We start from the raw sequence: 12,196 nt of genomic DNA, 5'->3' as shown, positions 1-12,196 counted from the left end.
ACCGCGGTCGTTGTCCCGACGCTCGAAGGAACGCCCACCGCGGTCGTCCCGACGGTCGTCCCGGCGGAAGCCGCCACGGTCGTTGTCCCGACGCTCGAACCCACGGTCCCCACGGTCACGGTTGAACCCACCGCGGTCGTTGTCCCGACGCTCGAAGGAACGCCCACCGCGGTCGTCCCGACGGTCGTCCCGGCGGAAGCCGCCACGGTCGTTGTCCCGACGCTCACGACGCTCGTACGCCGGAGCCTCCGCCTTGTCGACGTCCTGCGCCGCCGGCTGCTCGGGCACGGCCACCTCGACGGCCTCGACGGCCGCCTCGGCCGCCGCCTGCGCCTCGGCCACCGCGGTCTCCGGGTCCTCGCCACGCTCACGCGCCGCGCGGGCCACGAGCCGGTCGGACTCCTCACGCAGCTCGACGGCACGCCGCTGCGCCCGCTCCAGCTGCTTGGTGAGCTGCGCGACCTCACGCTCGGCCTGCTGGGCGGCGTTGCCCGCAGACTCCGCCTGCACCTCGGTCATCGAACGGGCGCCGGTGATCTCGGCGACCTCCGGGTCGAAGGCGGCACCGCCCTGGATGATGTGGCGCGAGGCGTCGACGCCCGCGTCCTCCATCAGCCGGAAGATCTGGCGGCGCTGGTGCGGCAGCGAGAGGGAGACGACGGTGCCGGTACGGCCAGCACGCGCCGTACGGCCGGCACGGTGCAGGTAGTCCTTGTGGTCACCGGCGGGGTCGACGTTCAGCACCAGGTCGATGCCGTCGACGTGGATACCGCGCGCGGCGACGTCGGTCGCGACGAGCACGTTGACGTACCCGTCCTTGAAGTCGGCCAGCGTCCGGGTCCGGGCGCCCTGCGTCATACCGCCGTGCAGCGCGTCGGCCTTCGCACCGGCGTCGCGCAGCTGCTCGGCGACGCGGTCGGCGCCCAGCTGGGTGCGGACGAAGATGATGGTGCGGCCCTTGCGGGAGGCGATCGCGGCGGTGACCGGCGCCTTGTCCTTGGGCTTCACGATCAGGATGTGGTGCGACATGGTCGTCACGGCGCCCTGCGCGGCGTCGACCTCGTGCAGGACCGGGTCCTTCAGGTACCGGTCGACGAGGGTCTTGATCTCGTTCTCCATGGTCGCGGAGAAGAGCATGCGCTGACCGCCGGCCGGGACCTGGTCGAGCAGCTCGGTGACCTCGGGCAGGAAGCCCAGGTCGGACATCTGGTCGGCCTCGTCGAGCACGGCGACCTCGACGTGCTCCAGGGAGCAGGCGCCGCGGTTGATGATGTCGCGGAGGCGGCCGGGAGTGGCGACCAGCACATCCACACCCCGCTCCAGGGCGTAGATCTGGTTCCCCATGGACGTACCGCCGCAGACGACCTTCATCTTCAGGCCGAGCTGGTCGCCGTAGGGCTGGAGCGCGTCCGCGACCTGCATCGCGAGCTCACGGGTCGGGGTGAGGATGATGGCGCGCGGCTTGTGCTTCTCGGTGCGGCCGCCGGAGAGGCGGGCCAGCGTCGGCAGGCCGAACGACAGCGTCTTGCCGGAGCCGGTGCGACCGCGGCCCAGGATGTCCTTGCCGGCCAGGGCGTCCGGGATGGTCGCGGCCTGGATCGGGAAGGGGGTGGTCACGCCGTTCTGCGCGAGCTTGCGCACGACGCCCTCAGGGAGACCGAGGTCCGCGAAGGTGGCCTCGGGGGTCGTCTCGGGGGTCGTCTCTTCGACGGTGTCGTTCTCGCCGTTCTCGGGCACGACGACGTGATCAGTACTGGAAATGGACATGCGTATGCGAAACCTTCCGGAGTCTCGTCGGCACGCGCCCGTCAACTCCGTGATTCGCAATACGACCGCCTCAATGCGGTCAGCCACGGCAAGGGAGAGAACGCGCCACACGGCGCGCTCTGCAGTGGCGCCGGGCAAATGGGATCAAACGATCTACCACCATACGCACCCCCAGCCCCCCAAGGCAAACCGACGGCAACCGGTGTAGGCAACGTCACTCGCCGACACCACAGTCCCACCCCATGGCCCCGCCGCCCCTACCTCACGCCGGCGCCCCCGCGGCCGGCGCCGGCTCCCGCTGGGCCAGCTGCGGCCCCGTCTCCGGGTGCGCCGAGGAGGACGGCTCGGCCTGCGTGGGCGTCGGCTCGGCGGACGTCGGCTGCTCGGTCGGCGTCGGCTCCGGATCCGGTGTCCGGGTGGGCGTCGGCTCGGCGGTGGGCGTGGGCTCCGGCTTCTCGCTCTGCCCCGGCTTGACGGGCTTGCCCCCCGCCGGAGCGGACGCGTTCACGTCCGCGGACGGCGAGGCCGAGGGACCGGCCGACTTCGCCGCCCCCTTCTCCTTCTTGCCGTCGCCCTTCTTCTTCCCCCGCTCACCGGCGTCCGAGTACCCCCCGCCGCCCACCCCGCCACCGGAAACAGCGGACCCCCCGTCGGGCGCCTCACCACCCCGCTGCCCGGCCGAATGCGACGGCTTCGCGCTCCCGCCTCCGCCGTCGTCACCCACGCTCATACAGCCGGCGGCCGCGGCGACGGCCATGACCGTGGCGGCCAGACGGACGGGTACGTACAAGGGGCGCACGCGAGCCACCTCCAAGGGCGGGCGTAGAAGTCAACCTGCCCAACTCCCGCCGCCCACAAGAGGACACGCGCTCCGCGACAGAGCCTCACACCCGCGCGACCGGCGCCCGCTCACCCGTACCCGAGCGCGTGCAGCCGCGCGTCGTCGATCCCGAAGTGATGCGCGATCTCGTGCACCACCGTCACCTCGGTCTCCTCGACGATCTCCTCCCGCGACTCGCACATCCGCAGCGTCGGCCCCCGGTAGATCGTGATCCGGTCCGGCAGCACCCCGGCGTACCACTCCCCGCGCTCGGTCAGCGGTGTCCCCTCGTACAACCCGAGCAGCTCGGGATCGTCCGCGGGCGGTTCGTCCTCGACGAACACCGCGACGTTGTCCATCAGCCGCGTCAACTCCGGCGGAATCCGGTCCAGCGCCTCGGCGACCAGTTCCTCGAACTCCTCACGCGTCATCTCCAGCACACGCCCATTGTCGGGTACGACGCCCAGGACGCCGCCGGGAAGGAGCCGCGAACGGCCCCGCATACCCAACCCCGCCCTTGGGCATACGGGACCAATGGCCCGCGTCCCCGCCGCAGTCCTGAAGGTCCTCGCCCACCTCCCCAGGGCCCCGCGCGCCCTGGTCCACCGCTACGCCACCCGCCGCCCGAGCCCCACCCCGGAACTGGTCACCCAACCCCACCCCTGGACACGCGCCCTCGGCCTGATCACGGTCGTCCTAATCGGCACCTGGCTGGGCCTGCTGATCGTCGGCAACGTACGAGTCCCGGTCGGCCCCATGAACACGACGATGACCCTGCGCCCCTCCCTCACCGGCGGCACGAAGATCAACGTCTCCCCGCTCGGCGCCCTCCAGCTGGACAGCCACATCGCGCCCGTCCGCCTGGACGTCAACGTCGACCAGCTCGACCCCGCCCGCTCCCAGGCCCTCGTCGACCACCCCGAACGCCTCTCCGGCCTCCAGGACGAGGTCGCCCAGGACGTCACCCACGGCACCGTCGACCTGGCCCTGCGCAGCTGCGTGGCCGTCGTCACCGGCGCCACCGCGCTGGGCCTCGCCGTCTACCGCCGCCCCCGCCGGGCCCTCGCGGCCGGCGGCCTCGCCCTCACCGTCCTGGCGGCCTCCGGCGGCACGGCGTTCGCCACCTGGAACCCCGACTCGGTCCTGGAGCCGAAGTTCTCGGGCCTGCTCTCCTCCGCCCCGTCCCTGGTCGGCAACGCGCGCAGCATCGTCACCGAATTCGACGTCTACCAGAAGGAGTTGGCCCGCCTGGTCACCAACGTGACCAAGCTCTACGACGCCACGTCCACGCTCCCCGCGTACGCCCCGGACCCGAGCACCATCCGCGTCCTGCACGTCTCCGACATCCACCTCAACCCGGCGAGCTGGAAGATCATCGCCTCGCTGGTCGACCAGTACAAGGTCAACGTGATCGTCGACTCCGGCGACACCATGGACCACGGCACGGCCGCCGAGAACGGCTTCCTGGACCCCGTCGAGGACCTCGGCGCCCCCTACGTCTGGGTCCGCGGCAACCACGACTCCCGCCTCACCCAGCGCTACCTGGAAGGCCTCAAGAACGTCCACGTCCTGGACGACGGCAAAGCGAAGACGATCTCCGGCCTGCGCTTCGCGGGCATCGGCGACCCTCAGTTCACCCCCGACCGCTCCACGGTCCCCGGCGGCGACGCGGCCAACGAACTGGCGGGCGCCCGCCTGGCCACGTCCCTTCGCGACCAGAAAGCCGCCGGCACCCCCGTGGACGTGGCCATCGCCCACGAGCCGGTGGCCGCCCGCCAGACCGACGGCGATGTCCCGCTGGCCCTCGCCGGCCACGTCCACCACCAGGAGATGGAGGTCCTGCCGTACGGCACCCGCCTGCGCATCGAGGGCTCCACGGGCGGCAGCGGCCTGCGCGCGGTCGAGGGCAAGCACCCCGACCCCATCCAGACCTCGGTCCTCTACTTCGACCGCGACACGCGCCGCCTCCAGGCCTGGGACGAGATCGAACTGGGCGGCCTCGGCCTGACGACGGCGGAGGTACGCCGCCACCTCCCCGAGGAGAACCTGCCGGGCGCGACGGACTCCCCGACCCCGTCCCCCACCTCACTCACCCCGACCCCGTAAACCGTTTTGGCGATACCTCCCGCCATCCCATATGCTTCTCACGTCCCCGACGCGCTGAGAAGCGCCCAGGCGGGCCGATAGCCCTCATCGTCTAGCGGCCTAGGACGCCGCCCTTTCAAGGCGGTAGCACGGGTTCGAATCCCGTTGGGGGCACGCAACACCGTGTGCGACACTGTCGTACGCAACAGCTTGGTCCTGTGGAGCAGTTTGGAGTGCTCGCCACCCTGTCAAGGTGGAGGCCGCGGGTTCAAATCCCGTCAGGACCGCTGAGGCTTCTCGAAGCCTCGTGGCTGGGTAGCTCAGTTGGTACGAGCGATCGCCTGAAAAGCGATAGGTCGCCGGTTCGACCCCGGCCCCAGCCACTCAGTACGAAAACCCCCACCGGACACCGGTGGGGGTTTTCGTCGCTCACAGGGAGCCTGAGGGGGGTTCTTGAGACGCATCGCCCAAGGACTGGTGACAGTCGTCGCCGTCCTGTTCTCCACACTCGCCATACCCGGCACGGCCCACGCCGCCGGGCCGACCGTCCAGTCGGCGTCCAGTGACCAGGCCGACTGGTCGGTCATCAGGGTTCGGCTCAACTACAGCGGTGAGATCGCCAAGGTCAGCGCGGCGCTGCGACCCGTCGGCAGCGGGGAGTCGGAGGCGCCGGTCGCCACGGTCACCGACTTCACGCAGAAGTACTGGGTCAGCTCGTGGGAGGGGATCTGGGCCTCGCAGCCCGTCCACCTGGACACCCTCGGCGACTACACGATCGACGTCGAGGCCACGAACACCGCCGGCGAGACCACCGTCCAGAAGAACGCGGGCACGCTGCACTACGAGAAGCAGCCCGTCATCAGCGGTTTCGCCGTCACGCCGAGCGAGCCGGACATCGAGCACAAGACGGTCACCGCCACCGGCGACATGGTCCTGCGTGACCCCAGCACCCGCGAGACGGTGCCGCTGCCCGGCGCCACCGTGGACCTCACGTTCGATCAGAACGAGGACAAGACGGCCGTCACGGACGACGCCGGCCACTTCTCGGCCTCCCACGAGGTGGTGGAGGGCGGCTGGACCTTCGCCCGGTACAACGGCGGCCACGGCTTCGCCACCAGCCCCTGGATCGACGTCAGGCCGAAGGCCGCGCCGACCCGGTTCGTCCTGGACAAGAGCAGCTATCACGTCACCGCCGGCGACAAGATCAATGTCACCGGCACGCTCCAGTACCAGTACGGCGCCGAGTGGAAGCCGCTGGCCGGCATCCCGCTGGAGATGGACTACAAGGACTGCACCACCTGCAGCCCCGTCGAGTCGACCACCGACGCGAACGGCCGTTTCTCCTTCGCGAGATACCCGTACGGCAGCAAGTCCGTGTACGAGGTGGGCTTCCCGCCGTACCCGTACAACGCCTTCATCCAGCGCACCGCGACCGCCGACGTCACCGTCGCGGTCACGGCCACGACGAAGTTCACCGAGTTCACGGCGCGGCAGGACAAGTACGCGCAGCTCGAGATCACCGGCAGCCTCGACGCGATCGGGCGCGACAGCAGTGACCAGGTGAACGTCGACATCCAGTACTCGGCGAACGGCACGAGCGGCTGGGCCACGAAGAAGACCGTGAAGACCAGCTTCGGCTCGCAGTTCATCGTGGAGCGGCTGCCGGGCTACACGGACGGCTACTGGCGACTGCGCTACGCCGGGTCCACCACCAAGGACATCAAGGGCACCGTCAGCAAGAGCCTGCGCAAGAACCGTGCCCTCACCCGGATCAAGGACGCCAACGCGTCTCCCGAGCCGGTGTCCAAGGGCCGGACGATCACCGTGAAGGGCGTGCTCCAGGAGCGCAAGGTCGGCACGACGACCTGGAAGGCGTACGGCGGGAAGAAGGTGCAGATCCTCTTCCGGCCCAAGGGCAAGAACACCTGGTATCTGATGGCCACCGTCACCACGAAGACCAACGGATCCTTCAGCAAGGGCTTCAAGGCCCAGCAGGACGGCACCTGGGTGCCCGTCCATCTGTATCCCGACAGCAAGCACTTCGTGGGCGACGGCCGGGAGGACTACGTCGACGTGCGGTGACGCGGGTCGAGTGAGATGAGCGGGGGCGGGCCCAAAAGGGTTCGCCCCTTCTTTCCCCGGGATGAGATCCTGGACCGCGTATGTCTACGCACCCTGCCCCCGCCCTCGGCCCACTGGCCCCCCGTCTGACCGAGCTCTCCCTGCGCGACGCGCACCGCCTCGGTCGGCGGCTCGAAGGTGCGCGCAAGATCCGCAAGCCGGAGGCGCGTGCCGCCGTGCTCGCCGAGATCGAGGCGGAGATCGCCAAGGGCGAGGAGCGGATCGCCGCCCGCCGCACCCTCGTACCCGCGGTCAGCTACCCCGAGCAACTGCCCGTCAGCCAGAAGAAGGACGCGATCGCGGCCGCCATCCGCGACCACCAGGTCGTGATCGTCGCCGGTGAGACCGGGTCCGGCAAGACCACGCAGATCCCGAAGATCTGCCTGGAACTCGGCCGCGGGGTACGCGGCATGATCGGCCACACCCAGCCCCGCCGTATCGCCGCCCGCACGGTCGCCGAGCGCGTGGCGGAGGAGCTCGACACGCCGCTGGGCGAGTCCGTCGGCTGGAAGGTCCGCTTCACCGACCAGGTGAACCCGGACGCCACCTTCGTCAAGCTGATGACCGACGGCATCCTGCTCGCCGAGATCCAGACCGACCGCGAGCTGCGCGCCTACGACACGATCATCATCGACGAGGCCCACGAGCGGTCCCTCAACATCGACTTCCTGCTCGGGTATCTGGCCCAGCTGCTGCCCAAGCGGCCGGACCTCAAGGTCGTGATCACCTCCGCGACCATCGACCCCGAGCGCTTCTCCCGCCACTTCGGCGACGCCCCGATCGTCGAGGTCAGCGGGCGGACGTATCCGGTGGAGGTCCGCTACCGCCCGCTCCTCGAAGAGGACTCCGACGACGCCGACCGCGACCAGATCACCGCGATCTGCGATGCCGTCGAGGAGCTCCAAACCGAGGGCAAGGGCGACATCCTCGTCTTCCTCTCGGGTGAGCGGGAGATCCGGGACACCGCCGACGCACTGGTGAAGAAGAACTACCGCTTCACCGAGGTCCTCCCCCTCTACGCCCGCCTCTCGCACGCCGAGCAGCACCGCGTCTTCCAGCCCCACACCGGGCGCAGGATCGTTCTGGCGACCAACGTCGCCGAGACCTCCCTCACCGTGCCCGGCATCAAGTACGTCATCGACCCCGGCTTCGCCCGGATCAGCAGGTACAGCCACCGCACGAAGGTGCAGCGCCTCCCCATCGAGGCGATCTCGCAGGCCAGCGCCAACCAGCGCAAGGGCCGCTGCGGCCGTACGTCGGACGGTGTCTGCATCCGCCTGTACTCCGAGGACGACTTCCTCGCCCGCCCGGAGTTCACCGACGCGGAGATCCTGCGGACGAACCTCGCCTCCGTCATCCTCCAGATGACCGCGGCCGGCCTAGGCGACATCGAGAAGTTCCCGTTCATCGACCCGCCGGACCACCGCAACATCCGCGACGGCGTCCAGCTCCTCCAGGAGCTCGGCGCGCTGGACCCGGCGCAGAAGGACGTACGCAAGCGGCTCACGGACACCGGCCGCAAGCTCGCCCAGCTCCCCGTCGACCCGCGCCTTGCCCGCATGGTCCTGGAGGCCGACCGCAACGGCTGTGTCCGCGAGGTCATGGTCATAGCGGCAGCGCTCTCCATCCAGGACCCGCGCGAGCGCCCCGCCGACAAGCAGGCCCAGGCCGACCAGCAGCACGCCCGCTTCAAGGACGAGACCAGCGACTTCCTCGCCTACCTCAACCTCTGGCGCTACGTCCGCGAGCAGCAGCGTGAGCGCGGCTCGTCGTCCTTCCGCCGGATGTGCAAGCAGGAGTACCTGAACTTCCTGCGCATCCGCGAATGGCAGGACATCTACACCCAGCTGCGCACCGTCGCCAAGCAGATGGGCATCCATCTGAACGAGGACGACGCTCCTGGCGACCGCGTGCACGTCTCCCTCCTCGCCGGCCTCCTCTCCCACATCGGGATGAAGGACGTGAAGGAGGGCGCGAAGAACGACTACCTGGGTGCCCGCAGCGCCAAGTTCGCGATCTTCCCCGGCTCGGCCCTCTTCAAGAAGCCCCCGCGCTTCGTGATGTCCGCCGAGCTGGTGGAGACCTCCCGTCTCTGGGCCCGCGTCAACGCGAAGATCGAGCCCGAGTGGGTCGAACCCCTCGCCGAGCACCTCCTCAAGCGCACCTACTCCGAACCGCACTGGGAGAAGGACCAGGCGGCGGTGATGGCGTACGAGAAGGTCACGCTGTACGGCGTCCCGATCATCGCCCAGCGCAAGGTGAACTACGGCCGTATCGACCCGGAGGCCAGCCGCGAGCTGTTCATCCGCAACGCCCTGGTCGAGGGCGACTGGCGCACGCACCACAAGTTCTTCGCCGACAACCGCCGGCTCCTCAGCGAGGTCGAGGAGCTGGAGCACCGGGCCCGGCGCCGGGACATCGTCGTCGACGACGAGACGCTGTTCGACTTCTACGACCAGAAGGTCCCCGAACACGTCGTGTCGGGCGCCCACTTCGACTCCTGGTGGAAGCGCAAGCGGCACGAGGAGCCGGAGTTCCTGGACTTCGAGCGCGAGATGCTCATCCGGGAGTCGGCGGAGGCGGTCACCAAGGCCGACTATCCGGACTCCTGGCGGCAGGGGCAGCTGAAGTTCCGCGTCACCTACCAGTTCGAGCCGGGCGCGGACGCCGACGGCGTGACGGTCCACATCCCGCTCCAGGTCCTCAACCAGGTCACGGACGAGGGCTTCGACTGGCAGATCCCGGGTCTCAGGGAGGAGTTGGTGACGGAGCTGATCCGTTCCCTCCCGAAGCCGATCCGGCGCAACTACGTGCCGGCGCCGAACTTCGCGAAGCGGTTCCTGGACGCGGCGGTGCCCTTGCAGGAGCCGCTGACGGTGACCATGGCGCGCGAGCTGAAGCGCATGGTGGGAGTGCCCTTCACCGCCGACGACTTCGACTGGCCGAGGGTCCCCGACCACCTCCGCATCACCTTCCGGATCATCGACGAGCGCCGCCGCAACCTGGCCGAGGACAAGGACCTGGAGTCCTTGAGGCTCCGCCTGAAGCCGAAGGCGCGGAAAGCCCTCTCGCAGGCCGCCGCGGCCACCGCCTCCCGCGAGGGCGGCGAGTCCCTGGAGCGCACGGGCCTGACCGACTGGACCATCGGCGCGCTCACCCGCGTCTTCGAGACCCGCCGCGCCGGCCAGCCGGTCAAGGCGTACCCGGCGCTGGTCGACGACGGCGACACGGTGTCGGTGCGCCTCTTCGACACGGAGGCGGAGCAGCAGCAGGCGATGTGGAAGGGCACCAGGCGCCTGATCCTGCGCAACATCCCGGTGAACCCGGCGAAGTTCGCGTCCGAGAAGCTGACCAACGCCCAGAAGCTGGCCCTGTCCGCGAACCCCCACGGCTCCATCCAGGCCCTCTTCGACGACTGCGCGATGGCGGCGGCGGACCAGCTGATCGGCGAGTTCGGCGGGCCGGCGTGGGACGAGGAGTCGTACCGCAAGCTGTTCGACAAGGTGCGCGCCGAGATCGTCGACACGACGGTCCGTACGGTGGACCACGTGCAGCAGGTCCTGGCCGCCTGGCAGGCCGCTGAACGCCGCCTGAAGGCCACCCGCAGCCCCGTCCTGCTGGCTAACCTCACGGACGTGCGGGGGCAGCTGGACGCCCTCGTGAGGCCTGGTTTCGTGACGGAGGCGGGGCTGCGGCGGCTGCCCGATCTCATGCGCTATCTGATCGCGGTGGACCGTCGCCTCCAGCAGATGCCGACGAACGTCCAGCGCGACACGACGCGCATGGAGAAGGTCCACGAGATGCGGGACGAGTACGCCTGGCTCCTGGAGCAGATGCCGCAGGGCCGCCCGGTGCCGCAGCAGGTCCTGGACGTGCGCTGGATGCTGGAGGAGCTCCGGGTCAGCTATTTCGCCCACGCGCTGGGCACGGCGTACCCGATCTCCGACAAGCGGATCGTGAAGGCGATCGATGCGCTGGCTCCGTGACGGGACGAGTACGGTGGGTGAGTTCGACCGTGGGGCTCACCCTCCTGTACAGTCTCTTCTCGCAGCGCAACGCACGAATAGCGCTGCGAAACCTGGTCCTGTGGAGCAGTTTGGAGTGCTCGCCACCCTGTCAAGGTGGAGGCCGCGGGTTCAAATCCCGTCAGGACCGCAGTAAGAGTGAGGCCCGCATCCCGCAAGGGATGCGGGCCTCACTCGTGTATACGGACCGGCGCACACCGCCCCTGCACAGCGCATGCCACCTTGACGGCGTCACATTCGCTCGGTACCCAGAAATCAGGGCTCTTCCCGGCGTGGCTTCCCGGAGGTGGCGTATGGCGGCATCGACCAGGCACGAGACGCGGGCGTTGCTCCGCGCGCACCTGTCGGCCGCCATCCCCTATCGCCATCTGACCCGCCACTGCCCGATCTGCCATCACCTGCTGCGGCTGGCGATGGACTCGGCCCCGGGCGCCGCCCAGGCGGCCCCGGACGAGGTCACCGAGGAAGAAACCGCTTCCACCGCGTGACACCTTGCGGGACGTCAACTCCCGTGCAGCCGTGGGGTGCTGGAAGTCGCGCCGCCCAATAGCGCACATAGGCCGGAGGCAACAAGCACCGGGGCATGTGACGGGAGTCACCGCATGAGTTTGCGGAAGCTCGGGGCTTACACCCCACCTACAACTGGTCAATTTAATATGTGCAATTGCACCAACTGCCGGGGATCGACCCGCACACGCTCAGCGACCGCCGACGGCCCCCTCGGGACCCTCTCTGGGCCACTCCACAGGAGATCCGACGCCCCTCCCCAGGCTCCGACAAGGCTGCCCACAGAACCCCGGCCGGCACACATCCCGCACACAAAAAGATCGCGCTGGACTCGGCGGAGTCCAGCGCGATCTACGACGCACCCATGCTGCATGCCTGAAGAGCTCTGATCGGCTCGGGCGTGGGCTCCGTTGGGGCAGAACCCGCGTCGCTTGGAGCTAGAGTTCGGGCGCCGCGGCGAGTTGGGGGAACTGCCGGTTTGCCCGGTTATGGAGTTGTTCAGGCCTCGCTGCGCTGCTGCGGGATGCCCGCGAGCAGTGCGCGGACCTCAGCCTCGCGGTAGCGGCGGTGTCCGCCGAGCGTACGGATGGACGTAAGCTTCCCGGCCTTCGCCCACCGCGTGACCGTCTTGGGGTCGACGCGGAACATCGTGGCGACCTCAGCCGGGGTCAGCAGCGGCTCGGCATCAGGGGTGCGAGCGGTCATGAGCGGCCTCCTCGGGAGAACCGAACCTTCTCGGTTCTTTCCTCTAAATTCTGCACCTTGACCCGCGTTGCCCGAAATGGCGGACGCGAGTCGAGTCGGTTATAGGACGAACGGCTTGTCCTCGGCACTACAACTACACCATCTGTCCAGCCGCGTCGGCCAAACC

General features: G+C 69.3%; 8 protein-coding genes and 4 tRNA genes. 8 read left to right on the top strand and 4 right to left on the bottom strand.

What is annotated here, in order from left to right:
• The 3 genes from ACIA8X_RS40895 to ACIA8X_RS40885 all read right to left on the bottom strand — a co-directional run.
• Nucleotides 1-1,767, bottom strand: a 1,767-nt coding sequence (locus tag ACIA8X_RS40895; protein WP_393456302.1) for a DEAD/DEAH box helicase, incomplete at its 3' end; no start/stop codon positions are given.
• 262 nt (nt 1,768-2,029) lie between these two features.
• Complete coding sequence (locus tag ACIA8X_RS40890; protein ID WP_393456299.1) at nt 2,030-2,566, bottom strand: hypothetical protein; 537 nt, start codon at nt 2,564-2,566, stop codon at nt 2,030-2,032.
• 110 nt (nt 2,567-2,676) lie between these two features.
• Complete coding sequence (locus tag ACIA8X_RS40885) at nt 2,677-3,027, bottom strand: metallopeptidase family protein (protein WP_393456296.1); 351 nt, start codon at nt 3,025-3,027, stop codon at nt 2,677-2,679.
• Nucleotides 3,028-3,121: 94 nt separating this feature from the next.
• Here ACIA8X_RS40885 and ACIA8X_RS40880 point away from each other — a divergent pair, with 94 nt between their 5' ends.
• The 8 genes from ACIA8X_RS40880 (at nt 3,122) to ACIA8X_RS40845 (ending at nt 11,306) form a co-directional block, all read left to right on the top strand.
• On the top strand, nt 3,122-4,693 hold the full coding sequence (locus ACIA8X_RS40880; RefSeq protein WP_399460428.1) for a metallophosphoesterase: 1,572 nt from the start codon (nt 3,122-3,124) through the stop codon (nt 4,691-4,693).
• 80 nt (nt 4,694-4,773) lie between these two features.
• Nucleotides 4,774-4,846 (top strand) — tRNA-Glu (locus ACIA8X_RS40875).
• A 38-nt stretch (nt 4,847-4,884) separates the two neighbouring features.
• Nucleotides 4,885-4,959 (top strand) — tRNA-Asp (locus ACIA8X_RS40870).
• Between the two features lie 22 nt (nt 4,960-4,981).
• A tRNA-Phe gene (locus tag ACIA8X_RS40865) sits at nt 4,982-5,055 on the top strand.
• Nucleotides 5,056-5,125: 70 nt separating this feature from the next.
• Nucleotides 5,126-6,754, top strand: coding sequence for a hypothetical protein (locus ACIA8X_RS40860; RefSeq protein ID WP_393456290.1), 1,629 nt, complete (start codon nt 5,126-5,128; stop codon nt 6,752-6,754).
• 80 nt (nt 6,755-6,834) lie between these two features.
• Entirely contained in the window at nt 6,835-10,779 is a 3,945-nt protein-coding gene (hrpA, locus tag ACIA8X_RS40855; protein WP_399460427.1) for an ATP-dependent RNA helicase HrpA, read from the top strand.
• Nucleotides 10,780-10,873: 94 nt separating this feature from the next.
• Nucleotides 10,874-10,948 (top strand) — tRNA-Asp (locus tag ACIA8X_RS40850).
• Between the two features lie 163 nt (nt 10,949-11,111).
• Nucleotides 11,112-11,306, top strand: coding sequence for a DUF6274 family protein (locus tag ACIA8X_RS40845; protein WP_393456284.1), 195 nt, complete (start codon nt 11,112-11,114; stop codon nt 11,304-11,306).
• Between the two features lie 517 nt (nt 11,307-11,823).
• Here the strand turns inward: ACIA8X_RS40845 and bldC are convergent.
• Complete coding sequence (gene bldC / locus ACIA8X_RS40840) at nt 11,824-12,030, bottom strand: developmental transcriptional regulator BldC (protein ID WP_003949541.1); 207 nt, start codon at nt 12,028-12,030, stop codon at nt 11,824-11,826.
• Nucleotides 12,031-12,196: the final 166 nt, after the last annotated feature.

It is taken from the genome of Streptomyces sp. NPDC051738, assembly GCF_044453205.1.
Lineage (GTDB): Bacteria > Actinomycetota > Actinomycetes > Streptomycetales > Streptomycetaceae > Streptomyces.
This window is presented reverse-complemented; position numbering and strand designations above follow the sequence as displayed.

Excerpts from the sequence above, each read along its gene's own strand:
- hrpA (WP_399460427.1), top strand. The coding sequence starts at position 6,835 with ATGTCTACGCACCCTGCCCCCGCCCTCGGCCCACTGGCCCCCCGTCTG.
- bldC (WP_003949541.1), bottom strand. The coding sequence starts at position 12,030 with ATGACCGCTCGCACCCCTGATGCCGAGCCGCTGCTGACCCCGGCTGAG.
- ACIA8X_RS40880 (WP_399460428.1), top strand. The coding sequence starts at position 3,122 with ATGGCCCGCGTCCCCGCCGCAGTCCTGAAGGTCCTCGCCCACCTCCCC.
- ACIA8X_RS40845 (WP_393456284.1), top strand. The coding sequence starts at position 11,112 with ATGGCGGCATCGACCAGGCACGAGACGCGGGCGTTGCTCCGCGCGCAC.